This is a genomic window from Pedobacter ginsengisoli (assembly GCF_002736205.1).
In the GTDB taxonomy this organism is placed as follows: domain Bacteria; phylum Bacteroidota; class Bacteroidia; order Sphingobacteriales; family Sphingobacteriaceae; genus Pedobacter; species Pedobacter ginsengisoli_A.
Genome location: NZ_CP024091.1, coordinates 4,978,539 through 5,004,575 on the forward strand (window position 1 = coordinate 4,978,539; position 26,037 = coordinate 5,004,575).

Annotated in this window: 26 protein-coding genes; 14 read left to right on the forward strand and 12 right to left on the reverse strand. The window is 37.9% G+C overall.

What is annotated here, in order from left to right:
- Positions 1-40: 40 nt before the first annotated feature.
- From tilS to bshA, 3 genes are all read left to right on the forward strand, one after another.
- Positions 41-1,366 carry a tRNA lysidine(34) synthetase TilS gene (gene tilS, locus CPT03_RS20935; RefSeq protein WP_099440652.1) on the forward strand — a complete coding sequence of 442 codons (1,326 nt, stop codon included), beginning with the start codon at positions 41-43 and terminating at the stop codon, positions 1,364-1,366.
- An 85-nt stretch (positions 1,367-1,451) separates the two neighbouring features.
- Positions 1,452-1,934, forward strand: a complete 483-nt coding sequence (locus CPT03_RS20940) for a hypothetical protein (protein ID WP_099440653.1) — start codon at positions 1,452-1,454, stop codon at positions 1,932-1,934.
- A 66-nt stretch (positions 1,935-2,000) separates the two neighbouring features.
- The gene (gene bshA / locus CPT03_RS20945) at positions 2,001-3,146 is read left to right on the forward strand and encodes an N-acetyl-alpha-D-glucosaminyl L-malate synthase BshA (protein WP_099440654.1); all 1,146 of its coding nucleotides are present in this window, start codon (positions 2,001-2,003) and stop codon (positions 3,144-3,146) included.
- A 62-nt stretch (positions 3,147-3,208) separates the two neighbouring features.
- Here the strand turns inward: bshA and CPT03_RS20950 are convergent, their stop codons facing one another.
- On the reverse strand, positions 3,209-4,321 hold the full coding sequence (locus CPT03_RS20950; protein ID WP_099440655.1) for a lactonase family protein: 1,113 nt from the start codon (positions 4,319-4,321) through the stop codon (positions 3,209-3,211).
- A gap of 8 nt (positions 4,322-4,329) precedes the next feature.
- Positions 4,330-5,661, reverse strand: a complete 1,332-nt coding sequence (locus CPT03_RS20955) for a pseudouridine synthase (protein WP_099440656.1) — start codon at positions 5,659-5,661, stop codon at positions 4,330-4,332.
- Positions 5,662-6,030: 369 nt separating this feature from the next.
- Here CPT03_RS20955 and CPT03_RS20960 point away from each other — a divergent pair, with 369 nt between their 5' ends.
- From CPT03_RS20960 to CPT03_RS20975, 4 genes are all read left to right on the forward strand, one after another.
- A complete protein-coding gene (locus tag CPT03_RS20960; RefSeq protein WP_245869910.1) occupies positions 6,031-6,768 on the forward strand; it encodes a lytic transglycosylase domain-containing protein in 738 nt (245 codons plus the stop codon).
- A gap of 101 nt (positions 6,769-6,869) precedes the next feature.
- Positions 6,870-7,913 carry a ferredoxin--NADP reductase gene (locus tag CPT03_RS20965; RefSeq protein WP_317044317.1) on the forward strand — a complete coding sequence of 348 codons (1,044 nt, stop codon included), beginning with the start codon at positions 6,870-6,872 and terminating at the stop codon, positions 7,911-7,913.
- Positions 7,914-8,003: 90 nt separating this feature from the next.
- Entirely contained in the window at positions 8,004-10,847 is a 2,844-nt protein-coding gene (gene uvrA / locus CPT03_RS20970) for an excinuclease ABC subunit UvrA (RefSeq protein WP_099440658.1), read from the forward strand.
- 3 nt (positions 10,848-10,850) lie between these two features.
- On the forward strand, positions 10,851-11,786 hold the full coding sequence (locus CPT03_RS20975; RefSeq protein ID WP_099440659.1) for an NAD(P)H-hydrate dehydratase: 936 nt from the start codon (positions 10,851-10,853) through the stop codon (positions 11,784-11,786).
- 6 nt (positions 11,787-11,792) lie between these two features.
- Here CPT03_RS20975 and CPT03_RS20980 read toward each other — a convergent pair whose 3' ends face one another.
- The 6 genes from CPT03_RS20980 to CPT03_RS21005 form a co-directional block, all read right to left on the reverse strand.
- On the reverse strand, positions 11,793-12,671 hold the full coding sequence (locus CPT03_RS20980; RefSeq protein WP_099440660.1) for an anti-sigma factor domain-containing protein: 879 nt from the start codon (positions 12,669-12,671) through the stop codon (positions 11,793-11,795).
- 1 nt (position 12,672) lies between these two features.
- Positions 12,673-13,224 (reverse strand): RNA polymerase sigma factor, encoded by a 552-nt coding sequence (locus tag CPT03_RS20985; RefSeq protein ID WP_099440661.1) that lies wholly within the window; start codon positions 13,222-13,224, stop codon positions 12,673-12,675.
- 66 nt (positions 13,225-13,290) lie between these two features.
- Positions 13,291-14,169 (reverse strand): lipoyl synthase, encoded by an 879-nt coding sequence (lipA, locus tag CPT03_RS20990; RefSeq protein WP_099440662.1) that lies wholly within the window; start codon positions 14,167-14,169, stop codon positions 13,291-13,293.
- Positions 14,170-14,449: 280 nt separating this feature from the next.
- A complete protein-coding gene (ytxJ, locus tag CPT03_RS20995; protein ID WP_099440663.1) occupies positions 14,450-14,782 on the reverse strand; it encodes a bacillithiol system redox-active protein YtxJ in 333 nt (110 codons plus the stop codon).
- Between the two features lie 218 nt (positions 14,783-15,000).
- A complete protein-coding gene (gene ribH / locus CPT03_RS21000; protein WP_099440664.1) occupies positions 15,001-15,492 on the reverse strand; it encodes a 6,7-dimethyl-8-ribityllumazine synthase in 492 nt (163 codons plus the stop codon).
- Positions 15,493-15,607: 115 nt separating this feature from the next.
- Entirely contained in the window at positions 15,608-16,276 is a 669-nt protein-coding gene (locus CPT03_RS21005) for a tetratricopeptide repeat protein (protein WP_099440665.1), read from the reverse strand.
- Positions 16,277-16,514: 238 nt separating this feature from the next.
- Between CPT03_RS21005 and recF the strand changes: the two genes are divergently transcribed.
- Both recF and CPT03_RS21015 read left to right on the forward strand, forming a co-directional pair.
- Positions 16,515-17,618 (forward strand): DNA replication/repair protein RecF, encoded by a 1,104-nt coding sequence (gene recF, locus CPT03_RS21010; RefSeq protein WP_099440666.1) that lies wholly within the window; start codon positions 16,515-16,517, stop codon positions 17,616-17,618.
- On the forward strand, positions 17,611-17,901 hold the full coding sequence (locus CPT03_RS21015; protein ID WP_048907487.1) for a DUF721 domain-containing protein: 291 nt from the start codon (positions 17,611-17,613) through the stop codon (positions 17,899-17,901). Before recF ends, CPT03_RS21015 begins: the two co-directional genes overlap by 8 nt.
- A 14-nt stretch (positions 17,902-17,915) precedes the next feature.
- Here CPT03_RS21015 and CPT03_RS22915 read toward each other — a convergent pair whose 3' ends face one another.
- The 3 genes from CPT03_RS22915 to CPT03_RS21025 form a co-directional block, all read right to left on the reverse strand.
- Positions 17,916-18,083, reverse strand: a complete 168-nt coding sequence (locus tag CPT03_RS22915; RefSeq protein WP_172954205.1) for a hypothetical protein — start codon at positions 18,081-18,083, stop codon at positions 17,916-17,918.
- A 53-nt stretch (positions 18,084-18,136) separates the two neighbouring features.
- On the reverse strand, positions 18,137-18,877 hold the full coding sequence (locus tag CPT03_RS21020; protein ID WP_099440667.1) for an FKBP-type peptidyl-prolyl cis-trans isomerase: 741 nt from the start codon (positions 18,875-18,877) through the stop codon (positions 18,137-18,139).
- A gap of 92 nt (positions 18,878-18,969) precedes the next feature.
- Positions 18,970-19,389 carry a nucleoside-diphosphate kinase gene (locus tag CPT03_RS21025; protein ID WP_099440668.1) on the reverse strand — a complete coding sequence of 140 codons (420 nt, stop codon included), beginning with the start codon at positions 19,387-19,389 and terminating at the stop codon, positions 18,970-18,972.
- Between the two features lie 194 nt (positions 19,390-19,583).
- Here CPT03_RS21025 and CPT03_RS21030 point away from each other — a divergent pair, with 194 nt between their 5' ends.
- The 5 genes from CPT03_RS21030 (at position 19,584) to CPT03_RS21050 (ending at position 24,990) form a co-directional block, all read left to right on the forward strand.
- The gene (locus CPT03_RS21030) at positions 19,584-20,594 is read left to right on the forward strand and encodes a DHH family phosphoesterase (RefSeq protein WP_099440669.1); all 1,011 of its coding nucleotides are present in this window, start codon (positions 19,584-19,586) and stop codon (positions 20,592-20,594) included.
- A gap of 32 nt (positions 20,595-20,626) precedes the next feature.
- On the forward strand, positions 20,627-21,619 hold the full coding sequence (locus CPT03_RS21035) for an FKBP-type peptidyl-prolyl cis-trans isomerase (RefSeq protein WP_099440670.1): 993 nt from the start codon (positions 20,627-20,629) through the stop codon (positions 21,617-21,619).
- Positions 21,620-21,727: 108 nt separating this feature from the next.
- Positions 21,728-22,495 carry a TatD family hydrolase gene (locus CPT03_RS21040; protein ID WP_099440671.1) on the forward strand — a complete coding sequence of 256 codons (768 nt, stop codon included), beginning with the start codon at positions 21,728-21,730 and terminating at the stop codon, positions 22,493-22,495.
- A 2-nt stretch (positions 22,496-22,497) separates the two neighbouring features.
- Complete coding sequence (locus tag CPT03_RS21045; protein ID WP_099440672.1) at positions 22,498-23,514, forward strand: asparaginase; 1,017 nt, start codon at positions 22,498-22,500, stop codon at positions 23,512-23,514.
- 54 nt (positions 23,515-23,568) lie between these two features.
- Positions 23,569-24,990, forward strand: coding sequence for an MBL fold metallo-hydrolase (locus CPT03_RS21050; RefSeq protein WP_245869911.1), 1,422 nt, complete (start codon positions 23,569-23,571; stop codon positions 24,988-24,990).
- 4 nt (positions 24,991-24,994) lie between these two features.
- Here CPT03_RS21050 and CPT03_RS21055 read toward each other — a convergent pair whose 3' ends face one another.
- The gene (locus CPT03_RS21055) at positions 24,995-25,987 is read right to left on the reverse strand and encodes an alpha/beta hydrolase (protein ID WP_099440673.1); all 993 of its coding nucleotides are present in this window, start codon (positions 25,985-25,987) and stop codon (positions 24,995-24,997) included.
- Between the last annotated feature and the right edge of the window lie 50 nt (positions 25,988-26,037).

Sequence of the window (26,037 nt, forward strand, 5' to 3'; positions counted from 1 at the left end):
TAGTTTTTTGCTTACCATTTTAATTAAATATTTTTGAAAGATGTTGCCCATTCAAAACTTTAAAGATTTTATCAACCATAATTCACTCTTTGCTCAAAGCAACAAAATATTACTTGCCGTAAGCGGAGGGAAGGATTCTGTTTTAATGGTTCACTTCTTTAAACTCGCAGGTTTTGATTTTGGTATAGCACACTGCAATTTTAATTTACGGGCTGATGAATCTCAGAGAGACGAAAACTTTGTCAGAATGCTAGCCAATTCCCTTGAAGTTCCGTTTTATGTAACGCATTTTAAAACTAAAAGTTATGCAGCAATTCATAAAATATCCACCCAAATGGCTGCAAGAGATTTGCGATACAATTGGTTCGAGGAAATTCGGCAATCTGAAAACTATGATTTCATTGCCCTTGCTCAGCATCAGGATGATGCTATGGAAACCATATTATTAAATTTAACAAGAGGTACCGGAATAGCCGGCTTACATGGTATTTTACCTAAAAGAGATAAACTTATCAGGCCACTTCTATTTCTTTCACGTGAACAAATCAATGAACTGATAGTAAAGAATGATATTGACTTTGTAGAAGACAGCTCGAATTTATCTGTCGATTATGCCCGAAATAAAATCCGGTTAAAGGTAATCCCTCACCTTAAAGAGATTAACCCCAATCTGGAGCAAACATTTGAACAAAATATTCAGCGGTTTTCTGAAACCGAGCTTGTGTTGCAGAATGTGGTGTCGGAATTAAGGGGGCACCTGATAACTGAAAAGCAGAATAATCTGTACTTGGAAGTAGCTAAAGTAAAGACCTTAAAACCACAAAGACTGTTGATGTTTGAATTGCTTAGGCCTTATGGGTTTTCGGAACTTGTGGTTATAGAGTTGTTGCAGGCCTTGGATAAACAAAGCGGTACATCTTTTTACAGTAATTCTCACAGAATTACCATTGATAGAAAGAATTTGATATTAAGTCCTGTGGTAACAGAAAACCAGCAATTGGCATTTATCCATATTAATGATCAAACTGTAAACATATTACAGCATAAATTATCGATGTCTTTTACAGATGAACCATATTTCGAAAGAGGGAGCGAACGAGCATTTGTAGATGCAGACAAGCTTATATTTCCTTTGGTGTTAAGAACCTGGCAGTCGGGCGATAAGTTTATCCCATTGGGCATGAAGTTCTTTAAAAAGCTAAGTGATTTTTTTATTGATAATAAAATACCCCTTGTAGAAAAAGGAAGTGTCCCTATTCTTATAAATGGAAATGGCGAAGTAATTTGGCTGGGCGGAATGAGGCAAGATGAAAGATATAAGGTAACGCCTTCCACAAAAAAGGTGGCCATATTCAGTCTAAAATAATCATATTACATTTTTTAAACAATCTTAACATAGATAGGGATACTCAAGAGATAAAAAAAAAGTAACTTTATTGAAATTTACACAAATGAGCAACCGCTACGCTTTTTTTGAAAAACAATACATAGGACGAGACTATATCAGGATCTGTATAAGACTTGTTATGGCTGCGTTTTGCTTTGCGGCCTATGTATATGAGCGAGACAGAGACAATACCCAGGATCTGTTTCTTGTAGTTGGATTTGGTATCATAGGGGTTTCAATAGCTTTACTTTTTCTGATTCAGTACAAAACTATTATTGATAATAAAAAGATCGTAATAGATGGATTGTGGTCGGCTAAAAGAGTAGAAATAGACCTTAATTCAATTGTAAAAGTAAGAAAGGACACTTATAGCAATTACTTGTTCAATAATCCGGTATATAACCTTCACCGTAAGGGAAGCATAAGGTTTTATTCATCCGGGAAAGATGCTGTTGTACTTACAGATACTGACGGATTTGAATATTACATTGGTACACAAAGGCCTAATGAAATGTATCTGGTGATACAGGCAGAGATGAAATCTTAAATAATTGCAATTGTTTAACACAAAGCTCAATTTAAGTAGTGTACTTTGCAACGTAAAAAAATATTCATGAAAATAGGTATTGTTTGTTACCCGACTTTTGGAGGTAGTGGAGTAGTTGCCACTGAATTAGGTAAGGCACTTGCCGACGAAGGTCACCAGGTACATTTCATCACATATAGTCAGCCTGCAAGGCTAGATTTTTTCTCTGAAAACTTATTCTATCACGAAGTATCAGTAAGAGATTATCCATTATTTGATTATGCCCCTTACGAATCTGCGCTAGCCAGTAAGCTGGTAGATGTGGTACGTTTTGAGAAACTGGATATTTTGCATGTTCATTATGCAATACCACATGCTTCTGCAGCATTTATGGCGAAGCAGATTCTTGAAACTTATGGTATCAATATACCATTTGTAACCACATTGCATGGTACAGATATTACATTGGTTGGTAAAGATCCAACCTATAAACCGGTAGTTACTTTTTCTATTAACAAATCGGATGGTGTTACGACTGTTTCTCAAAGTCTAAAAGACGATACAGAGAAACATTTCGAAATTACCAATGAGATTCAGGTTATTCCGAACTTTATTGATTTTTCGAGATTTAGCTTAAAGCCAAAAGATCATTTTAAAAAGGCTATTGCGCCAAATAATGAGCGGATATTAATTCATACCTCAAACTTTAGAAAAGTAAAGCGTACTGCCGATGTAATCAGGATGTTTCAAAAGATTCAGGCAAAAATCCCATCTAAATTACTAATGGTTGGTGATGGTCCGGAACGCGCATATGATGAGCAACTTTGCAGAAGCCTGGGCATTTGTGAGCACGTTCGTTTCTTGGGGAAACAAGACGCAATAGAAGAAATTTTATCAGTATCTGATTTGTTTTTAATGCCATCAGAGTCTGAGAGCTTTGGTTTGGCAGCTCTTGAGGCAATGGCATGTAAAGTGCCGGCTATTACCTCAAATGCCGGTGGATTGCCTGAATTAAATGTTGACGGCTTTTGTGGATATATGAGTAATGTTGGCGATGTTGATGACATGGCTGCAAAAGCAATTCATATTCTTGAAAATGATGCCATATTAAAGCAGTTTAAAGAGAATGCCTTAACAAGAGCAAAAGACTTTGACCTCAAGAAAATATTACCATTCTATATTAATTATTATAACAAGGTTATTGAAGCACAGCATAAGTTAAAAGCTGTATAAACGATCATAAAAAAGGCTTGTATCCATAGATACAAGCCTTTTTTATGATTCCTTATTTCCTGTTATTTCTTAGGGGCAAAAAGAAGGCAAACAGGAGCTCCTACTTCAATTCTTTTGCCTGTATCCTTTAACTCGCCGGTTTGTGTATCACGTTCAAATACCACCACATCATTTGTGTACTGATGGGCAACCAACAGATACTTCCCGCTAGGATCAATTGCAAAATTTCTTGGTCCTTTACCTAATGTGCTGATCTGGCCTCTTTTACTAAGCAAGCCTCCTTTTTCAATAGCAAAGAAAGTGATGTTGTTTTCGCTTCCTCTGTTAGTGGCATATAAGAACTTGCCATCAGGAGAAATATGAATGTCTGCTGCACCGTTCTCTCCTTTAAATCCGTCTGCAGTAATTTTAGTTTCCTGTATTTTTTCTAATGAACCATTTGAATAGCTAAAAACCGTTATCCCACCGTCCATTTCATGAATCAGATAAGCATATTTACCATCTTTACTAAAGGTAATGTGTCTTGGTCCTGCGCCAGGTGTTACAGCAACACTATCGTGAGGTGTAAGTACATCATTACTTCCATTAGGATTGTAATTATACAAGTAAACTTTATCTGTCCCAAGATCATTAATGATCAGATATTTGTGGTCTGGTGTAAAAAACACCATGTGCACATGAGGTTCATTTTGCCTGTCTTTATTTACACTTTTCCCATAATGCTGAACAACTTGTTTTAATGCGCCTACAGATCCATTGCCTTCTATGCCAAAAACTGAAGCATTCCCTCCCGAATAATTGGCAGAAATAACATTTTTCTCATCAGCAATCACATAGCAAGGGTCATCACCATTTGTAGCTTGCTTGTTCAGGAACTTAAGCTCACCTTTTGCAGCATGAAATTCAAATGCACTTACAGAACTGGTTTTGCCAGTTTCATTTACAGCATATACAAATTTATTGTCGGGGCTTAAAGTAACATAACTTGGGTTCTCTACACCTTTTGCAACGCTTAATTGTTTAGAATCACCATTATTGGCATCAAAACTATAAGTGTAAATCCCTTCACTTTTACCCGTATTAGTATATGTTCCTATAATTAAATTATAATCATTTTTCTGTGCACAACTTTGCATTGCTAGAAGGATAATTGGGAAAAGGAAGGATTTTTTCATGTTTAAAATTATTTAATCAGATGTTTGATCTGTATTAATTCGTGCTCTTCAAGGAATCGCCATTTACCTCTTGGAAGATCTTTTTTAGTTAAATTGCCATACACTACTCTGTCAAGCTTAACTACATCATAACCCAGATGCTCAAAAATCCTACGCACAATCCTGTTTTTACCACTATGGATCTGGATACCTACCTCACGCTTGGTACCACCGGTAACGTAAGATACTGAATCTGGTTTAATTATACCATCTTCAAGTTCAAGACCAAACTGAATTTTATTCAAATCACCCTGGGTTAAACTTCTGCTTAATTCAACATGATAGATCTTTGTAATTCCGTTTTTAGGGTGAGATAATTTGTCGGCCAAATCACCATCATTCGTCATCAATAGCAAACCAGTAGTGTTACGGTCTAATCTTCCAACAGGGTAAATACGTTCTCTGCTTGCTTTTTCAACAAGCTGCATAACAGTCTTACGCTCTTGTGGATCATCAGTAGTAGTGATATAATCTTTAGGTTTGTTTAACAGAACATAAATCTTTTTCTCACGTTTTAACAATTCACCGTTATAACGGATTTCATCTTTTGCAGGGTCAACTTTCTGTCCCAATTCAGAAACAATCACTCCATTAACAGACACAACACCTGCTGTAATTAGCTCGTCGGCTTTACGGCGAGAGCAAATTCCTGAATTTGCAATATATCTGTTTAAACGAATTAGTCCGTCATCTTTAACAACAGGGTTTTTCCTGCTACGCATCACAGGTTCTTTCTCAAAACGTTCGTTGCGTCCGCCGCGTGCTCCACGATCAGGGCGGGATTGAAAATCAGGTCTCTGTGTGTCTCCCTCTCTTTTTCTGAAAGGTCTGTTGTCAGTACTTCTTGCGTTCTGACCTTTTTTATCATCGAATTTCCTGAAAGGCTTGTCGCCTGATTGGCTAAAATGGTCTTTCTTTATATAGCTGCGGGTTTTTTCGCCTGGAGGAGTCTCTCTTGAGCTACCTTCTTTATAAGCTCTTGGCTTGTATTCTTTATTGAAGTCCCCATCCCTTGGTGTCCTTGGTTTAAAGTCTTTGCCAGCTGAACCTCTTGGGCTAAAGCCTTTTGAATCACCATCTCTGCCTCCCTTGGATTTGAAATCCTTTTTGTCACCCTCACGTGGGGTTCTTGGCTTAAAGTCTTTGGATGCACCAAATTTATTATCTTTTCCTTCTTTATCGTCAAACTTGCTTTTTCCTTTGTAAGAACTCTCTGTTCCACTTGGCCTTCTGCCAGTTGTGCTTCGGTTTCCCGGTTTGGACTTGTCATCCCGACTGTTCCTGTTGTTGTTTTTTATCATGATACGCTTTTAACCGCATAATTTATGCGGGTGCAAACTTACTTAAAATTGCTCTAATTCACAATTTTAAGTGTAGATAAAGCGTAATTTCTATGTGCTTTCAATGGGAGCATTTTGTGACTTTTAAAGAGGAGATTTATTGTTAAAAACACTTGATTTGAGGTGCTTATTTTTTTGTTGGGCCACAAGTAAAAAAATCAGTCCTCAGATACCTTTAAACGTTGATTTTGGAAGTGTTTTTTGTAAAAGCTTGATAATTAGGTTAATATATCGTATGTTTGCAGGCGTTTTATATTATTCACCAAAAAAAGGAGGAAAATGATAAAGAAACACATAATAACATGTACGGTAATAATTTCATTACTGGTTATGGCAAAAGTGTTTGCTTACCACATGCCCCAAGCATCAAAAAGTCTTTTAAAAGAAGAAAAAACAACAAAAAAAGATACAACAGTAACACCAGTTGAAAAGCCATTATCTCAGATGGCTAAATTGAGTTTCGCAGAAGAAACACTACCACTAGGGGATGCCAAAGTGGAACGTAAAATGAAGAGAATTCTTGCTGAATTCAGCTTCAATAATTTACAAACCAATCGCCTGCATAAAAAAGCGGCAGAATGGTTTCCTGTGATAGAACCAATCCTTGCCGCTTACGGTATTCCAGAGGATTTTAAGTATGTTCCATTAGTAGAATCAGGATTAAAAGCGGGTGTATCACCAAAAGGTGCTGCAGGGTTTTGGCAATTTATGCCTGCAACTGCCCGTACATATGGTTTAAAAGTCAATTCAAAAGTAGATGAGCGTAAGAATTTACGTAAATCAACAATAGCTGCCGCTAAATACATTAAAGAACTTTACGGTATTTTTGATAGCTGGACGCTAGTTGCCGCCGCCTATAATGTAGGTGATGGACATATGAGGAGACAGATAGACAGACAAAATCAGGACAATTATTTCAAAATGAAACTAAATCGCGAAACAGGTGGTTATGTTTACAAATTGATTTCCATGAAAGAGATAGTGGAAGATCCTGTTCGTCATGGTTATACTGCTCCTAGAGCATTATTAGCTTGGAACGCGGGTAATGCCCAAAGTTCTATAAATTAGAAAGAAAAGACACGTGCAAATGGGGGGAGCCGTTCCAAATTATTGGAACGGCTTTTTGTTTTATTTGAAAATTACTAATTTACTGCCCTATGATGGGACTGATGAAACTGCGTATACAAGATATGAAGTACGGCTCGGGAGAAATACTTGTTCTCATATTTGATGTTTTGGATGAACCGAAACCAAATTACCAGGCCGGCCAATTTTTAACATTAGTATTTGATATTCAAGGAAGAGAACTTAGAAGGTCATATTCTTTATGCAGTTCTCCCGATGTTGATGAGCCGCTTGCTATTGCTATAAAACGGGTCGAAAATGGCGAAATATCCAGACTGCTGCATCATAGAACCGCAATAGGTGATATTATGTATGCCCTGCAGCCCAATGGTTTGTTTACCTACCCGCCACAGTCAGATCTAAAAAGAACTGTTTTTCTTTTTGGTGCAGGCGTAGGCATTACCCCTCTTTTCTCTATTATTAAAACAGCGTTGGTAAGAGAAAGCCAATCAAAAATCATACTTGTATACAGTGTCCGCTCACCAACAGAAGCACTTTTCAATGATGAGCTTAATGAACTCCAGAAAAACCACCCTGATAGATTTAAGATCATCTATGTATCCAGCCAGTCGCAAAATCTATTAATGGCCAGGTTAAATGTGTTCCTTATAGAAAAAATAGTTAAGGACTACTTGGAGTTCGATAAAAATGATGCCTTGTTCTATACGTGCGGACCTATTGATTATATGGTTACCTGCCGAATAACCCTACTTAATTTAGGGTTCGATATAATGCAGATCAAAAGGGAGACTTTTGTAATGCCTGAGGACGAGGTTGACGAGGATGATACTACTGAAAAAGAAGTAAAAGATACCAATACTTATTCTGTAGTACTAAAGCTACGGGGGCAGCAGTACCGGCTTTCTGTTCCATATAATAAAACTATTCTTAATGCGGCCCTTGAGCAGCATATTGATGTTCCGTATAGCTGTAAGGCTGGAATTTGCAGTACCTGTACTGCAAATTGTGTTAAGGGTGGCGTGCGGATGGACTATAATGAAATCCTGATGGATGATGAAATTGCAGCCGGTCGTGTGCTGGTTTGTACAGGTCATCCTACAGAAAATGACACAACCATAGTTTGGTAAATAGATAATCTTTCCTTATTATGGCGTACCTTTGTGCCTTTAAAATTGTTATCTTAATTATCAGATATCCATATTGTTTTTAATATATATATGAGCAAAAATACCATCGACCTTGGAGAGCAAAAAGATGTAGAAGTGTATGGGGCAAGGGTGCATAACCTAAAAAATATAGACGTTTCCTTTCCCAGAAATAAGCTTGTTGTAATTACAGGTTTAAGCGGAAGTGGTAAATCGTCTCTTGCTTTTGATACCATTTATGCCGAGGGACAGCGCAGGTATATGGAAACTTTTAGTGCCTATTCGCGTCAGTTTATGGGCGGAATGGAAAGGCCTGATGTAGATAAAGTTTCGGGCTTAAGCCCGGTTATTGCAATAGAACAAAAAACAACCAGTAAAAATCCAAGATCAACCGTAGGAACAATTACCGAGATCTACGATTTTATGCGCTTACTTTATGCCCGTGCTGCTGATGCCTTTTCTTACAACACAGGTGAGAAAATGGAGCGTATGAGCGAAGACCAGATTCTTAATAATATATTTAACAAGTTTGGTGATATGCCGGTAAACATACTGGCACCTGTAGTTAAAGGCCGTAAAGGTCATTATCGTGAGCTTTTTGAGCAAATTCGTAAACAAGGGTATGTAAAAGTGCGTATTGATGGTGATATACAGGATATCACACCTAAAATGCAGGTAGACCGGTACAAAATTCATGACATTGAAATTGTTGTTGATAGACTTGTAATAGATAGAAAAGACATAAAACGGCTTCAAGATTCACTCCAAACCGCAATGCGTTTAGGTAAGGGAATTATTAAAATAAGTGATAAGGCAAATAATGTATCGCACTTTAGCCGGTTTTTAATGTGCCCTACAACGGGTATCTCTTACGACGAGCCGCAGCCAAACAGTTTTTCTTTTAACTCGCCATACGGAGCTTGCGAGAACTGCGATGGCTTGGGTTACATCTTTGTAATCGACAGGGAGTCAGTAATCCCGAATCCTAAACTTAGTATCCTTAATGGAGGATTGGCCCCCTTAGGCGAATATCGTGAAGTATGGGTATTTCAGGTTTTAAAAGCACTTGCAAAAAAATATAACTTTTCACTTTCAACCCCGCTCGAAAAACTGGGAGAGGATAATATTAATATCATTCTTAATGGTACTCATGAATTATTAAGTGTAGCTGTTGAGTATAATAAGTGGAACGTTCAGAACTATCAGATTACGTTCGACGGAATTATTAAACTACTTGAAGAGCAACAGGAGCGCAAAGGCGAAGGAGCCGTTGATGATATGGAGAGCTTCCGTAAGCTTAAAACCTGTCCGGTATGTAATGGCGCTCGTTTAAAGAAAGAAAGCCTGAATTTTAAAATAGATGGCAAGAATATATTTGAACTTGCCGAGATGGACATCATCAGTCTTAAAAACTGGTATGTAGATGTAGAGAGCAGACTTAGTGAGCGTCAAAATATTATTGCCAAAGAAATTCTTAAAGAGATCCGTGCCAGATTGGGCTTCCTTACCGATGTTGGTTTAAATTACCTGTCACTAGATCGTACTGCACGTACTCTTTCTGGTGGCGAGGCTCAAAGGATAAGGCTGGCTACCCAGATCGGGTCGCAGCTTATGAACGTAATGTATATTCTGGATGAGCCGAGCATTGGTTTACATCAGCGCGACAATGAACGTTTAATAGGAGCCCTTAAAAATCTTAGGGATTTAGGTAATACGGTGCTTGTTGTTGAACACGATAAGGACATGATACTGGAAGCAGATCACGTTATTGATGTAGGGCCTGCTGCAGGTGCCCATGGCGGAGAAATTGTAGCTCAGGGTAATCCAGCTCAGATCCTAAAATCAGATACCTTAACCGCTGCATATCTTAATGGCAAAAAAGGCATAGAAATACCTGCCAAACGTAGAAAAGGGAATGGGCATAAACTTTCAATAATTAAAGCTAGCGGCCATAACTTAAAGGATGTTTCGGTTGATTTCCCATTAGGCAAGTTTATTGCCGTTACCGGAGTTTCGGGCAGTGGTAAATCAAGCTTAATTACCGAAACGCTTTACCCTATATTGAATCATCATTTCTTTAGGGCCAAAAAACATCCGCTTCCGTACGAAAAGATCAATGGCTTAAAAGAAATAGATAAAGTAATTGAAATAGATCAGGCACCAATTGGCCGTACACCAAGGTCTAATCCATCTACTTATACCGGTGTATTTTCAGATATCCGGAACTTATACGTACAGCTGCCCGAAGCAAAGATAAGAGGCTATAAGCCAGGGCGCTTCTCCTTTAATGTAAAGGGAGGCCGCTGCGAAACCTGTCAGGGTGGAGGAATGAAGGTAATTGAAATGAATTTCCTGCCGGATGTACAGGTGCCTTGTGAAGAGTGTGGTGGAAAAAGGTATAACCGGGAAACCCTGGAGGTACGTTATAGAAGTAAATCGATTAGTGATGTGCTTGACATGAGTATAGAAGAAGCGTGTGATTTCTTTGAAAATATGCCTGCCATCTATCGTAAAATAAAGACACTTAAAGATGTTGGGCTTGGGTATATCACCTTAGGTCAATCATCAACAACCTTATCGGGTGGAGAAGCGCAGCGCGTAAAACTGGCTACTGAACTTTCTAAAAAGGATACAGGAAGAACTTTTTATATTCTGGATGAACCAACTACAGGTTTGCATTTTGAAGATATAAATGTATTGCTTGGGGTATTAAATGAATTGGTTGAAAAAGGGAATACTGTGCTGGTTATTGAGCATAACCTTGATGTGGTAAAAGTTGCTGATTGGATTATTGATCTTGGTGAAGAAGGCGGTGCAGGAGGGGGCAGGATTATCTTTGAAGGTACACCAGAGGGTCTAATTCAAAATCCAATAAGCCTTACAGGTAAGTTTTTGAAAAAAGAAATGGGACTTTAATATATGACAGCTTTTTTAAATTCTTTTATTCCGGATTCAGATCCGTACAGCAAAGTACAGGTTGTAGGGAAAGGTTTGGGTAAGCAGAATACTAAAGAAGAAGAAACATCCCCATATCGGCTCATAGAATCTGAGGATATCAAAAAACTGTTTAAAACAAGGACTGCTTTTTCTTATAAAGGCACTTATGGTCATGCATTAATTATAGCAGGTGCCCCGCAAACTATGGGAGCCGCATTGCTGGCTTCTAAAGGTTGTCTTTATGCCGGAGCAGGATTAACTACCACTTCAATGCCCGAAAGCGGTCTGGTGGCTTTGAACACATCCCTGCCCGAAGTAATGTTCGTAAAAAGGAAGGCGCTTTTAAAAAGCGATGCATTAACTAAATATAATGCCATATCAATAGGCCCGGGTTTGGGCAAAGGAGCAAAAGCTGAGCAAACCTTAGCGCAGTTGTTTGCCTTAAAAAGAGACTTTATTGCAGATGCAGATGCATTAAATATACTGGCATCAAGACCAGACCTGCTGGCGGTAATTGAAAAACATTCTATAATAACACCCCATGTAAAAGAATTTGATAATTTGTTTGGCAAGCATACAAATTGGTGGGACAGGTTGCAGACTGCACGAAAAAAGGCCATACAACTTGGAATAGTCATTGTCCTTAAAAATCAATATACGTTTATTGTAAGCCAACGCGGAGAGGTGCTTATCAATTCTACGGGCAATCCGGCCATGGCACAGGGGGGGATGGGCGATGTGCTTACGGGTATAATTACTGCTTATGTTGCCCAGGGTTATCCCGCAAAGGATGCTTCAATATTAGGTTGTTATTTTCATGGCAAGGCTGGTGATGATTTGGCCAACAGCTTTTTTAATGTTACTGCATCTCAGGTTGCTATGCAGATTCCAAAAACTGTAAAAGATTTTCTGGGTTAGAGATTATTAGATAGAAACGTTCCCCATCACGATCATTTGATTCATGGTAGGGCTTGCACTGCCACCTTTTTTCTCCAGAGTTACCGCAAATGCTGCAGCAGAGCCAATTTCTTTCATAGCTACAAGAATATGCGTAGAGTCGGCTTTAACATCAAATACCCCTAAATCAACAGGCTTGCCATTTACAATAGCCCAAAGCTGATATTGATGTTGCTGATCATTGGCGGGTAAATCCATTTTTGAATTGTCTACCATCACATGTTTACCTTTTGCGTGCCAATATACCGTCATTTTGGCGTTAGGATCCATCACAGTTCCTGCTAGTTTCACAGTTTTCCAATCCGGATCATTGTTCATGTCAATAATCTTTTGCAGGTCGGCATTGCTTTGCTTCATGAAATTAACCGTACTTGTAAACTTCTCGTTATTAAGGTTTAGAGCGGCAATCTGCTCTTTTGCATCACCTAGTTGATTGTGCGCAGAATAAAGCGCAACAATACTCATTACCAGAAGTGCAATACATGCTACCAGCGCAATTCGCAACGATTTTATTTTGGATTCGTAAGGTGCCGTATTCAAAGGTACAATTACTGTTTCCTTAACACGTTCACTTGCTTTAATTGGCTCAGCTACCGGGATGGTTTCTTCACGACTTTCAGTAGCACCTATTTTATCAAGAATTTTGCGTTCCAGGTCAGCAGAAGGTTGTATGGCATTTTGTAACGCATACTGTTCCATAGCAATTTCAATAGCTTCAATTTCCTGTTTTATTTCAGGATATTTTGATGCCATTGCTTCAACTTCAGCATGTTCCTGAGCATTCAATTGCCCCAGAACGTAAAGTTCAAGTATGCCTGATTCAATATATGCTTTTACTTCTTCCACTTCAGTTAAAATGCTTTCTTAATTCCATAATAGCCATTCTGATACGTGTTTTTACAGTACCTAATGGTAAATTTAATTCTTCTGCCGTTTCTATATGTGTATATCCCTTAAAATACACCATGTTTAATACTTCATTAAATTCTGGCTTAAGCGCGGTAACCATATCTTTAATTCCCAGAATATCCGCATTAAAGGTAACTTCTTTTTGTGCGTCAATGAAATCTACGTTATTTTCTATATCTTGGTTTTTACCTGCATTTTTAAAATCTTTTGAGCGTAACTTGTCTATAGAAAGGTTACGTGCAATGTTCATCATCCAGGTAAATAGTCGGCCTTTTGAACTGTCATAGCTGCCTGCAGAGTTCCATATTTTTACAAAGGTTTCTTGTAACAGATCTTCGGCAACTTCAGTTTGTTGAATAATTCTTGAGATAACACCTAGCAGTGCACCAGAGTACATATCATATAATGCCTGAATAGCTATAGTATCCTGACTTTTCAGTTTACTAACAAGATCTTCTTCAGATAGCGATATTTTCTTTATAGTTCCCAAGGGTTTGGCTAATATACAGAAACTACAACAAGAACAAAGGAGAATTTGTTTTTTATTAACCGAAGGTTAAAAATCAAACAAGTGTTTCTCGGCATGATAAGATGAGCGTACCAACGGACCGCTTTCTACATACCTCAATCCTTTTGCTAATCCTATTTCCTTGTATTTTGCAAACTGATCAGGATGAATCCAGTCTACCACAGGGTGATGGTTGCGTGTAGGCTGCAAGTACTGGCCAAGTGTTAATATATGAACCCCATTAGCTACCAGGTCATCCATTGCCTCCAAAACATCATCTTCTGTTTCGCCTAAGCCAAGCATAATACCTGTTTTAGTTCTTAAGCCAAATTCTGAAATGCGTTTTAAACACTCTAAACTTCTGTCGTATTTTGCCTGGATACGTACTTGTTTGGTTAAACGTTTAACCGTTTCAACATTGTGTGACATCACTTCAGGTCTTTCTTCCAGCACTCGGTATAAGTTATCCCATACACCTCTGAAATCAGGAATAAGTGTTTCAAGAGTAGTTTCAGGGCTTTCTCTTCTGATGGCCTGTAATGTTTCTGCCCAGATAATTGAGCCACCATCCTTTAAATCATCTCTGTCTACCGAAGTAATAACACAATGCTTTACCTGCATTAGCTTAACAGAATTAGCTACCCTGTTTGGTTCATCCAAATCAACAGCTAAAGGCCTGCCTGTAGCTACTGCGCAGAAAGAGCATGAGCGTGTACAGATATTTCCCAGAATCATGAAGGTAGCTGTACCTGCTCCCCAGCATTCGCCCATATTAGGGCAATTGCCGCTTTCGCATATGGTATGAAGTTTATGAGTATCTACAAGACTGCGGACTTGTGCATATTCTTTACCAACAGGAAGCTTTACTCTAAGCCAATCTGGTTTACGTTGTACTGGGTTTTCTGAAACAACCGGAAGTGCGATCATGGCACAAAGTTAAGCAATAGGTTTGAATTGTTATAAAAATGAAATGTTTACCTGATGTAATGTTATTTTTTACCCCCTTGTAAGTTACTGATAATGAGTTATGTATTGGGGTTTATACAATGTTTAAACAATGATCATACAATCGTTAAACAATGCTTACGCAATTAAATACTGTGTGAACATTGCTTAATGTTCTGGTAAACAGCGCATAACGATAGTTTAGGGCACGCGTTTAGCGCACCCTGACAAAGGATTTCTTTTAACTTTTAAGGTAGATTTGCTAATTGTTGATCACTTCTGCAACTTCATCTGCAGAGATGTCGCTATGAGAAGCGTCCAGGATACAATCGCCGTCTTTAATCAAAAGGATTTGAGGAGATTCATGGTGAACCTGAAAAATTTCAGCTATTTCTGCAGAGATGTCGCGATAGCTGATCAGATCCAGAAAATATAATGAAGTATCGGCTGGTAATACTTCCCAGTCTAATTCGAAACGTCTTTTAGCCATAGAGCTAACAGAACATCTGGTACTGTGTTTAAAGATTAAACTGTAACCTTCTTTTTGTTTTATTTCGCTGATTTGAGTTAAATCAGTAATGTTTTTCCACTGCATCTAATATCTTTCTAAAGTTTAGCCTTAGTTATCATCTTCTTCTTTTGCCTTCCGGATAGGAATTGTAGGCCGGGCAAATCCTGTTAGAACATGCTTCTAAAACAGATATGGCAAAAAATACGCCGAGTAATAAAATAGCTACTTTCTTCATCTGTGTAAGTCTTTAATTGATATATTCTTCTAATCTACATCTTTTAGAAGAAAGTATCAAAGTAATTTTAGACTGTTGCCTTAAGCTCAGCCATTTTTAAAGCGGTAATTGCCGCCTCATCACCTTTATTCCCGTGTTTACCTCCTGCTCTGTCTATTGCTTGCTGCTGGTTGTTGGTAGTTAACACACCAAATATTACAGGTTTACTGTGTTTAACACTTACCTGGGTAATGCCATTTGCAACCGCATCGCAAATGAAATCAAAGTGTTTGGTGTCGCCTTGAATTACACAACCAAGGCAGATAACTGCATCAAGATCCTGATGTTTTTGTAAAAGCAGATCAGCTGCGGATGTTAACTCAAAGCTACCCGGAACTGCAATAGAAAGGATATTCTCTTGAGCAACACCATATTTGGTTAATGTTTCAAGAGCGCCATTGTATAGGCTTCCGGTAATTTCGGCATTCCATTCTGCTACTGCAATTGCTATTTTATAAGCACTTCCGTTTGGTACTGTTGTATGAGAAAAATCAGAGAGGTTCTTTAATTGTGTTGCCATGGGGCAAAGCTATGGAAAAATCGTAAAAGTTTTTTAATTGAAAAGTAAGGAAGTGTTTAAACAAAAAAGGCAAGTACATATGCACTTGCCTTTTCTACTATAATGTTGTAATAACTTATTTTACTTGTGCTTCGGCACGAGCAATGTATTCGTCTATCATTTGAGCTTCCTGACTTTGAGGATACTGAGTTTTGATTTTATTATAAGCATCAGCAGCATCTTTGTAGTCTTTCTGAGACTCGTAAACTAAACCTAGTTTTTTAAGAAACAATGGAGATGTGAATTTGTTGCTTGCTTTATCAGCGGCTTTTTTATAATATGTAATAGCTTGTTTGTAATCTTTCAACTCACTGTAAGCATCACCTAATAAACCTAAAGCCAAAGGATCTGCAACCGGGCTTCCAGTATCAGAGTATTTTCCTAACGACTCGATTGCTTTTTTGTACTCACCTTTACGCAAGTAGATCCCACCTAAATAAAGATTGGCAAGGTTAGCTGATTTAGTGTTTGCATATTCATCAGCAATTTTTTCAAATCCAGGATAACCACCTTCACCGTTTATCGCTTTATTAGCCAATGAGTCTACACCAAGAAATTGCTCTGCTTTATACATTTTAGCAGAAGCCTCTTCAGCTCTGTTTTTTAAATAAACATTCTGATACCAGATGTAAATTCCAATTAGCACAATAATAGCACCTGCAATGAACAAAAGGCTTTTTGAGTTTTCTTGTAAAAAAGAACCCTTTCTTACCTGTTGATTTATTTCTTTTTCTGTTGTGGACATTTTATTTAAAAAAATTAAGGACTGCAAAAATACATTTTTACATTAAAGTATCAACCCCTTTTTTTAGTATTTAAATAAAGTTTAATGAACTGAGCGTTAATTAGAACCGACCAATGGTTTAATATTTTGCCAATGCTTGTTAAACTGTAGCCAAAATAGGGAAAGTTTGGTGGTAAATAAATAGGTGTATACCGGCCTGATTTAACAAAGCTAAACGGTAACTTTGGCTTCAGATAATATGTGGTTAAAAAATATTACACTCCTCAATTTTAAGAACTACGCAGATGCTAGTATTAGTTTTTCAAAAACGGTAAATGCGTTTGTGGGAAACAATGGTGCCGGTAAAACTAATTTGCTGGATGCAATACACTATTTATGTTTGTGTAAGGGGTATTTTAATCCGATAGATAGTCAGCAGATTAAAACTGCCGAGGATCTTTTTTTAATACAAGGTGATTTTGATCGTAAGGAAAAAAATGAAAAAATAACCTGCGGGGTTAAAAGAAACCAGAAGAAACAGTTTAAAAGAAACAAGAAAGAGTATGATAAGTTAGCTGATCATATTGGGCTGTTTCCATTGGTGATGATTTCTCCTTATGATACCAATATTATTATTGATGGGAGCGAGGAGCGCAGGCGTTTTATGGATAATGTGATTTCGCAAACAGACACTCATTATCTGGATGAACTTATTCTTTATAACCGTCACCTGCTAAACCGTAACGCTTTATTTAAGCAGATAGCCATAACGAGAAGCTATGACCCTACGTTGCTTGAAATTTATAACGAACAGCTGGTTCAGTCGGGCGAAAAGATTTTTGCTAAGCGGAAACAATTTATGTTGGATTTTATCCCTCTGTTTGATAAGTATTATCAGTTTTTGACTGATGACAATGAGCAAGTAAGTTTACAATACCAGAGTCAGCTAAGCGATACTCCTTTTGAACAGCTACTTACCCAGTCTATAGAAAAGGACAAGATTTTAGAAAGAACAACTACAGGAATTCATAAAGACGATCTGATATTTACCATTACAGAAATGCCTTTAAAGAAGTTCGGCTCACAAGGACAGCAAAAATCGTTTTTAATTGCATTAAAATTGGCGCAATATGCTTATCTTCAGAAGTATAAAGGATTTAAGCCCTTGCTGCTGTTAGACGATATTTTTGATAAACTTGATGATAACAGAATGCATAAACTGATGGAGATGGTGTCTCATCATGACTTTGGACAGATTTTTATAACGGATACAGGAAGAGAAAGAGTTTTGGCATTGTTTAATAAAATAAATGTGCCGGTAACATTATTTGAAGTAAATAACGGATCAGTAAATCATGCGTAAACCTAATGATATAACCTTAAAGGAAGGTATTGGTAAATTACTGAATGTATACAGGCTAAAAGGGCGGTTTGATGAAACGTCTGTTGTTGCTTTTTGGCCCGAATTAATGGGTAAGGCTGTTGCAAACAGGACTACTCAAATCTACATTGCGCACAAGAAATTGTTTGTAAGGCTTGAATCGTCGGTAGTTAAAAATGAATTGCTGATGGTTAGAGCCGGCATTATTCAAAAGATAAATGAACATGCCGGCACTGAAGTGATTACAGATATTGTGTTCCTGTAGTGATTTTTACTTATTTAAAATATCTTGCTGATCAACCAAATAATTAGCGCCAGTACCAGTACTACAACGATTACTCCGGTCCAAACTCCTGCTTTAAAAATTCCTTGAATTAAGTCGCAACTGGCTAATGTGGTTGATAGAAATGCAATAATTGCAAGCGGGAAAAATCTTTTGGTTATCATAAGCTTTGTGTTTTAATGTACCTAACAAAATCTTACGACAAATAGTTTTAGATTTACTGTCCGTTTACTTTAAGTAGTTCAATTTCAAATATTAGTGTGCTGTAAGGAGGGATGTCCTGACCAGCGCCACGCTCGCCATAGGCAAGGTTGTATGGTATAAAGAATTTATACTTTGAACCTGCAGGCATTAGTTGTACTCCTTCTGTCCATCCAGGAATAACATTGCTAAGCGGGAACGATATAGGTTCATTTCTATCATACGAGCTATCAAACTGTTTGCCGTTTAGCAGCGTTCCTTTATAATGTACAAGTACTGAATCGGTAGCTTTGGGCATAGCGCCTGTGCCTTTTGTAATTACCTGATATTGCAAACCGCTTGCAGTAACCTGAACTCCGGGTTGTTTTTTGTTGTTTTCCAGGAATGCAGTCCCTTCTGCAATAGCCGGCCCGAACTTCTTTTTGCTAAGGGTTACGAATAGATTATTGATGGCTGATTGTGATGCTTGTGTTGTTAAGGCAAAAGGCTTTTCGTTAAAAGCATCTTTCATGCCTTGCATCATTAAGTCGTAATTGATAGCATTTAAACCATCTTTTTTCATGTTGCTGGCCATTGTTATTCCGAACGAATAACTTGCCGAGTCTAACGTAGATTTAAATACAGGCTTGGCGATTGGTTTTTGTACGCTTTTAGTAGCGGTTGTTTTTTTAGGGGTAGTGGTAGGCTTTTTACTTGTCTGTGCAATTGCTGCAACTGAGCATAGTGGTAATAAAAGTGCGATAGCGATCTTCTTCATTTTAATAAATTTGTTCCGAAAGGTACAAACTTATGATAATTACCCTGCATGTTATTAAAATTTTGAGCATGCAGGGTAATTAGGAGTTTTTTCTAGAAACGCTCAGCAGCGGTAAAGAAGAAATCGCCTTCAATAGCAGCGTTTTCGTTTGAGTCTGAACCGTGAACAGCATTTGCATCGATAGATTTTGCATACTTTCTGCGGATAGTACCTTCAGCTGCTTCTGCAGGGTTGGTAGCACCAATAAGAGTCCTGAAATCTTCAATTGCATTATCTTTTTCTAAAATAGCAGCAATGATAGGTCCTGAAGACATAAAGCTTACTAAATCAGCGTAAAAAGGACGTTCTTTATGTACTTCGTAAAATTTACCAGCAGTTTCAGGCGTTAATTGAGTGTATTTTAATGCGATGATTTTAAAGCCAGCTGCAGTTATATCATTAATAATTGCACCAATATGCCCATTTGCAACAGCATCAGGCTTAATCATGGTAAAAGTTCTGTTCGTTGTCATTTATTTCAAATTTTTTGCAAAATTACATTTAATACTGTTAATATTAAAGTTTGAAATTTATATATAATTGCCGCTGTGTAAAAGAAATTAAGTCGCTCGGGACTCTGTTTTCAAAATTAATTGGATTATAGAGGAAATATAATAGGTTCAATTAATCATTAAATATTAATTCGTTAGCTTTGCGACCGAAAATTATGTTATCTATTTCAGAAATAAAATCATTGCTGGCTACGCCGCAAAAAATAGTGATCACTACTCATCATAAACCTGATGGGGATGCAATGGGCTCTTCTTTGGGCTTATATGCTTATTTGATTCAATTGGGGCATCATGTTAAGGTGATAACACCAACAGATTATCCGTATTTTTTGCATTGGCTGCCTAATAATTCTGATGTAATTATTTATACAGAACAACCTGAGCAATCGGCTGCATTGGTTGCCGAGGCTGCAATGATCTTTTGTCTTGACTTTAATAGCCTTGTTAGAATTAACGAACTTGGCGAGTTGGTAAGGGCATCTGGAGCTTATAAATTAATGATCGACCATCATCTGGAGCCTGAAGATTTTGATGATTATCGCCACTGGAGTATTAATGCCTGTGCTGCGGCTCAGTTAGTTTATGATTTTATTGTAAATGAACTTGGCGATGGAGCAAAAATGAATAAAGATATTGCTGCCTGTCTTTATACAGGTATAATGACTGATTCGGGTAATTTCAGGTTTCCATCAGCTACTTCAGAAGTATACCGCATTGCGGCCGATCTGATTGATCTTGGTGCAGAGCACTGGAGGATTCATCAGTTGGTATATGATAATGCTACTGAAAACAGGTTGAGATTTTTAGGACATTGCATAAGTAACAAGTTAGAGATACTAAGGGAGTTTAATACGGCAATTATTTCTGTTACTAAAGAAGAATTAAAGCAGTATAATATAGTTACAGGTGATACGGAGGGGATAGTAAATTATGCTTTATCTGTAAATGGAATAAGGCTTGCTGCATTTATTATTGAAAGAACTGATAAAGTTAAATTATCTTTGCGCTCTACCGGCGATTTCCCTGCTAATGAGATTTGTAAGAAATACTTTAATGGAGGAGGGCACAGGAATGCGGCAGGAGGATTTTCGGATAAGAATTTAGAGGATACGATTGAGCAATTTAAATCGGTATTGATAGAATATAAAACACAATTATTACAATAAATAAAAAACCAAAATAATTTATAAACAACCACATGAAGAAAGGTATAGTAATTCTTTTCGCAGCAACACTTGGGTTAGCTGCTTGTAACAACTACAAAAAAGGACCGGGAGGTTTGATGTATCAGATACACAAATCGGGAGGAAACGAAAAAATTAAAGAAGGTGATATCGTTAAGATTAACTTTATCCAAAAAACTGAAAAAGATTCAACAATTGTAAGCACGTTTGATTTAGGTCAGCCACAAGTATTTCCTGTTGGGAAAAAAGCTTATGATGGCGATATGAACGATGTACTTTACTTATTTGGCGAAGGTGATAGTGCAACATTTAAGTTAAACCTTGATACTATGGCTAAGCACTCTGGCCAGCCAAAACCACCAGCAAACGCAAAAGATACCTATATGGTGTTTACTGTTAAAATTGAAAAAGTATTGAAAAAAGCTGCTGGCGAAGCAGATACAACTTTCCAGAAAAAAGCTCAGGAGTTTTTCCAAAAAGATTACCAGGCTACTATTGCTAAATTAAAAGATTCTGAAGCTGGAAAAATCAAGAAATTTGTTGAAGACAATAACCTTAAAACCCAAACTACTGCATCTGGTTTACAGTATGTAATTAATACTCCAGGTAGTGCACAAAAGCCAGTTGCGGGTGATACAATTATGTTGAACTATACCGGTAAATTGCTTCCTAAAAAAGCTAACGGTAAAGACAATATTTTTGATACTTCAATAGAATCTGTTGCTAAAGAAGCAGGAAAATATAATGCTATGGCAAAATATGCTCCACGTCCGTTTACTATCGGTGCAGCAATCCCTGGATTTGATGAGGCTTATCAATTAATCGGTAAAGGTGGAAAAATCACTGTAATCATTCCTTCGGCATTAGGTTACGGAGAAGGTGGTCAGCCACAAGCTGGAATCAGTCCTTTCTCTCCTCTTTGCTTTGAAATTGAGGTTGTAGATATTAAAAAACCAACAGCTGGTGCAACTATTGCTCCAATTACCCCAACAGCTCCAGTAAAATAATATAGCTTATTAGCTGTACACACAGCTTGAATAAAAGGGAGTGATCATTCTAGATCGCTCCCTTTTTTGTTATTATCGGCTTACCATGGTTTTTTGTTAACTTTGCTCATGCTTTTAACAGATACCCACACACACCTGTATTACGAAACGGACGAGGAAAAACAAACATTGCTGATGCAGCGTTGCTTTGATAATAATGTAGAGCGACTGTTTTTGCCTAATGTTGATATTGCATCCATCGCCAGCATAGATGCGATGCTGAAGAAATACCCTAAAAATTGTTTTGCTATGGCAGGCCTTCATCCTTGCGAGGTTAAGGAGGGCTATGAGCTGGTACTGGATGAGATTTGCGAGAGTATTGTAGATAGGGAAATTTATGCTATTGGAGAGATAGGTATTGATTTGTACTGGGACAAGGCGACTTTGGAAATTCAGAAAACAGCTTTTATAGAACAGATTAACTGGGCTAAAGATCTTGATTTGCCTATTGTGATTCACTGTAGAGAAGCCTTTGATGAGGTTTTTGAGGTTTTGGAACAGGAGAAGGACGAAAAGCTGAGAGGGATTTTTCACTGTTTTACAGGTAACCTTGAACAAGCCAGACAAGCCATAAACCTTGGGTTTTATTTAGGCATTGGTGGTGTGGTTACTTATAAAAAAGCCGGATTGGATGAGGTATTAAAAGAAATCCCTTTGGCAAATATTGTTTTGGAAACAGATTCTCCTTATCTGGCACCGGTTCCTTTTAGGGGAAAGCCTAATGAAAGCAGTTACCTTGTTCATATTGCAGAGAAAGTAGCTGAGATATACAATACAAGTATAGAAGAGGTTGCTTTAGTTACAACAGCAAATTCCAGGAGTATTTTTAAAATTTAATAATGACCAAGATACTTATTATATACACTGGCGGTACAATAGGGATGGTTAACGACCCTGGAACGGGGGCTTTAATTCCTTTTGATTTTAAGCAAATTCAGCAAAATGTACCTGAATTGAAGCGGTTGAATTACGATCTTGATGTGTATTCTTTTGATCCTATACTCGATTCGTCGAATATGACGCCTGAGATCTGGGCTGATATTGCTCAACTGATCTACAATAAATATGAAGAGTTTGATGGTTTTGTAATTTTGCATGGATCAGATACGATGGCTTTTACGGCTTCGGCCTTAAGTTTTATGCTCGAAAACCTTGGGAAGCCGGTAGTACTTACGGGTTCCCAGCTCCCGATAGGTGAAATTAGAACGGATGCTAAGGAGAATTTAATTACTGCCCTGGAAATAGCCGCTACTAAAACTGATGGGACGGCAATGATTCCGGAAGTATGTATTTATTTTGATTACCAGTTGTTTAGAGGAAACAGGTCAATAAAATACAATGCCGAAAAGTTTGAAGCTTTTAGGTCGCCAAATTACCCTATTCTGGCAGAGGCGGGGGTAACACTTTCTTTTTTTAAGAATTATATTTTGCCTCAGCCAGGGAAGGCGTTAAAGCTGAATTTGAAATTTAACTCTAATATTGGCGTGTTAAAATTATATCCGGGGATTTCGCCTCAGGCCGTTAAGGCCATAACAGACTCACCAGTAGACGCTATTATCTTAGAAACCTTTGGCTCTGGAAATACAACTACGGCGCAATGGTTTATTGATTGTTTGCAAAAGGCAATTAATAAAGGTAAGGTGATAGTAGATATTACTCAGTGCCAACGTGGCTCAGTAGAGCTTGGGATGTATCAGACCAGTAAAAAGCTTCAGCAAATGGGTGTGGTTAGCGGGTATGATATGACATTTGAAGCCACAACTACTAAAATGATGTATTTGATGGGACAGGGGTTAGATAGAAATGAACTGGTGCGTTTAATAGAACTGCCTCTAAGAGGCGAATTAACTGTTTAAAGTAAATTTGCAGTGTAGGTTTTATGCTGGACGATTTTAATCTTAAATTTGTATATGGGAATGAATATTGAGCAGATTTATACAGGTTGTTTAGCAGAAGCAGCTTATTATATTGAAAGTAATGGCGAAGCTGCTATAATAGATCCTTTACGCGAAGTTGAGCCTTATTTAAAAAAGGCAGTGAAGGACAAAGCTAAGATTAAGTATATTTTTGAAACACATTTTCATGCTGATTTTGTATCCGGACATATTGATTTAGCTGAGAAATCGGGAGCTGATATTGTATATGGGCCAACAGCTGCAACCTCATTTAAATCGCATATTGCTAAAGATGGGGAGCAATTTAAAGTTGGTGATTTAACAATTACTACATTGCACACACCGGGGCATACTCCCGAATCTACAACTTATTTACTAGCAGACAAAGATGGTAAGGCCTATTGTATTTTTACCGGTGATACCTTATTTATTGGTGATGTGGGCAGGCCAGACCTGGCTCAGCAGGGTTCTTTAACTGTTGAGGATATGGCGGGTACTTTGTATGACTCTTTGCAGAATAAGATATTAACATTGCCGGATGATGTACTTGTGTACCCTGCACATGGGGCAGGTTCTGCCTGTGGTAAGAACATGAGTAAGGAGACTTTTGATACTTTAGGTCATCAAAAGGAAGTAAACTATGCACTTAAGGCAAAAACAAAAGAACAGTTTATAAAAGAAGTAACTGATGGTATTTTGCCACCTCCGCAGTATTTTGCAAAGAATGCTGCAATGAATAAAGAGGGCTATGAGAGTTTTGATGATGTTTATGAGAAGGGACTAAATCCTTTGTCGCCAGATGAATTTGAGGCTACAGCGAATCATTCGGGAGCAGTGATTGTGGATACGAGGGATCCACAGGTGTTTGCTAAAGGTTTCATCCCATCGTCGGTAAATATTGGACTTAACGGACAATTTGCACCTTGGGTAGGAGCTTTAATTACTGATTTGAAGCAAGCTTTATTGCTGATTGTTGAGGAAGGAAAAGAGGAAGAAGCCATTACACGCTTATCGCGCGTGGGTTATGATAATACCATTGGATATCTGGATGGCGGAATTGATGCCTGGAAAGCAAGCGGTAAAGATATTGACACGATTACTTCTATTTCTGCTGAGGCATTTGAAGATATAGTAAATGAGAATCCTGATGTAAATGCTCTTGATGTAAGAAAGCCCGGAGAATATGAAGCGGAGCATTTAGCAAATACCTTAACCCGTCCTTTGGATTATATTAATGACTGGACAAAGGAGATTGATACTAAGCAAACTTATTATATTCATTGCGCCGGCGGTTACAGATCTATGATAGCAGCTTCTATACTTAAAGCGAGGGGGGTAGATCATGTAATTGATATTGCGGGTGGTTATGGTGCTATTAAATCAACCGGTTTAAAACGGACAGATTTTGCATGCCCATCTAAAGCAATGAAAAGTTAAAGAGTTAGTTTTCTTTGATCTTTAAGGTGCCGGTGATAAAGTTGTCGATTGCCTTTTGAACACCCTCGATATCTTTGGATGTAATGTGAGAGCCAAGAACATGACTGCCGCCGTTTGGTATAGCAACCTTTGCTTTTAAATCTGAGGGTGTTCCCAGTTCATCGTACATTTTTAACATGGCATCAACCCTGACAACGGGATCTTGTTCCTGTTCATTTTTGTAATAGTATAAAAGTAGTAATGGTTGCTTGATCTTGTTAAAGGTCTCTTTGAGCATGGTTGTTTCAACCAGTTCTTCGAGTTGTACTACTGATTCAAGACGATATTTGGTGTACCAGTATTTTTTATATTCTTCAGTTTTACCTTCTACTATTCTTTCTTTCCCTCCAGATACTAGCCGCGACATTTGCAGACCCCATGGATTGTTAGCTAGAAAGGCAAGTTTATCGTTAATGGCCACGTTAGGTGAGATTAGAATAACGCTGTATACATCTGGATAGGTGGCTGCAAGTTTTAATGCCAGCGTGCCTCCTGTAGAAGTGCCGATCAGAATAACTTTTTTGCCTAATCTTTTTCCTATTTCAAGAGCCTGTTTGGCACTTTCCCATAATCGATCGGCAGTAGAATATTCCATTGCTGAAGCTGTGTCTACACCATGATCTGCCAGTCGGGATAGATAGAGGTTGGCTTTTATCTTTCTGGCGAGGTTTATATGGACAGGATTGCCCTCTTCTTTAGATGCTGAGTAGCCATGTAAATAGACTATGGCATAGTTTGTTTGCTGTTTAGTGGTGTCCGCCCAAACAATTTCGGCCTCATTATCTGGTTTTATTTTATGTCGGTTTTCTATACTTTTTATATAACCTTCGAGTTTATTTATTGCGGGAACATGGGGTAGAGCTGTCGCGTAGAGCGGGTGCTGAGGTTTTGGGCCTAACAGATAGACCACAATTGCGAGGGCAAGCACAGCAGATAGTACTATTAATGTTATTTTCACCTTAAACTTTTTACTAAAAGTACAGTTTTAAAGGAATTTAATTTATGTTT

What these genes read in the sequence shown, in the direction of transcription:
- uvrA (WP_099440658.1), top strand. Translation starts at nt 8,004, where the DNA reads ATGAGCAAAAATACCATCGACCTTGGAGAGCAAAAAGATGTAGAAGTG.
- CPT03_RS21025 (WP_099440668.1), bottom strand. Translation starts at nt 19,389, where the DNA reads ATGACAACGAACAGAACTTTTACCATGATTAAGCCTGATGCTGTTGCA.
- CPT03_RS21005 (WP_099440665.1), bottom strand. Translation starts at nt 16,276, where the DNA reads ATGTCCACAACAGAAAAAGAAATAAATCAACAGGTAAGAAAGGGTTCT.
- bshA (WP_099440654.1), top strand. Translation starts at nt 2,001, where the DNA reads ATGAAAATAGGTATTGTTTGTTACCCGACTTTTGGAGGTAGTGGAGTA.
- CPT03_RS21050 (WP_245869911.1), top strand. Translation starts at nt 23,569, where the DNA reads ATGGGAATGAATATTGAGCAGATTTATACAGGTTGTTTAGCAGAAGCA.
- tilS (WP_099440652.1), top strand. Translation starts at nt 41, where the DNA reads ATGTTGCCCATTCAAAACTTTAAAGATTTTATCAACCATAATTCACTC.
- CPT03_RS20975 (WP_099440659.1), top strand. Translation starts at nt 10,851, where the DNA reads ATGACAGCTTTTTTAAATTCTTTTATTCCGGATTCAGATCCGTACAGC.
- CPT03_RS21030 (WP_099440669.1), top strand. Translation starts at nt 19,584, where the DNA reads ATGTTATCTATTTCAGAAATAAAATCATTGCTGGCTACGCCGCAAAAA.
- CPT03_RS21015 (WP_048907487.1), top strand. Translation starts at nt 17,611, where the DNA reads ATGCGTAAACCTAATGATATAACCTTAAAGGAAGGTATTGGTAAATTA.
- recF (WP_099440666.1), top strand. Translation starts at nt 16,515, where the DNA reads ATGTGGTTAAAAAATATTACACTCCTCAATTTTAAGAACTACGCAGAT.
- CPT03_RS20955 (WP_099440656.1), bottom strand. Translation starts at nt 5,661, where the DNA reads ATGATAAAAAACAACAACAGGAACAGTCGGGATGACAAGTCCAAACCG.
- CPT03_RS20940 (WP_099440653.1), top strand. Translation starts at nt 1,452, where the DNA reads ATGAGCAACCGCTACGCTTTTTTTGAAAAACAATACATAGGACGAGAC.
- CPT03_RS21020 (WP_099440667.1), bottom strand. Translation starts at nt 18,877, where the DNA reads ATGAAGAAGATCGCTATCGCACTTTTATTACCACTATGCTCAGTTGCA.
- CPT03_RS20960 (WP_245869910.1), top strand. Translation starts at nt 6,031, where the DNA reads ATGGCAAAAGTGTTTGCTTACCACATGCCCCAAGCATCAAAAAGTCTT.
- ytxJ (WP_099440663.1), bottom strand. Translation starts at nt 14,782, where the DNA reads ATGCAGTGGAAAAACATTACTGATTTAACTCAAATCAGCGAAATAAAA.
- CPT03_RS21035 (WP_099440670.1), top strand. Translation starts at nt 20,627, where the DNA reads ATGAAGAAAGGTATAGTAATTCTTTTCGCAGCAACACTTGGGTTAGCT.
- CPT03_RS22915 (WP_172954205.1), bottom strand. Translation starts at nt 18,083, where the DNA reads ATGATAACCAAAAGATTTTTCCCGCTTGCAATTATTGCATTTCTATCA.
- CPT03_RS20965 (WP_317044317.1), top strand. Translation starts at nt 6,870, where the DNA reads ATGAAACTGCGTATACAAGATATGAAGTACGGCTCGGGAGAAATACTT.
- lipA (WP_099440662.1), bottom strand. Translation starts at nt 14,169, where the DNA reads ATGATCGCACTTCCGGTTGTTTCAGAAAACCCAGTACAACGTAAACCA.
- CPT03_RS21045 (WP_099440672.1), top strand. Translation starts at nt 22,498, where the DNA reads ATGACCAAGATACTTATTATATACACTGGCGGTACAATAGGGATGGTT.
- CPT03_RS20950 (WP_099440655.1), bottom strand. Translation starts at nt 4,321, where the DNA reads ATGAAAAAATCCTTCCTTTTCCCAATTATCCTTCTAGCAATGCAAAGT.
- CPT03_RS21040 (WP_099440671.1), top strand. Translation starts at nt 21,728, where the DNA reads ATGCTTTTAACAGATACCCACACACACCTGTATTACGAAACGGACGAG.
- ribH (WP_099440664.1), bottom strand. Translation starts at nt 15,492, where the DNA reads ATGGCAACACAATTAAAGAACCTCTCTGATTTTTCTCATACAACAGTA.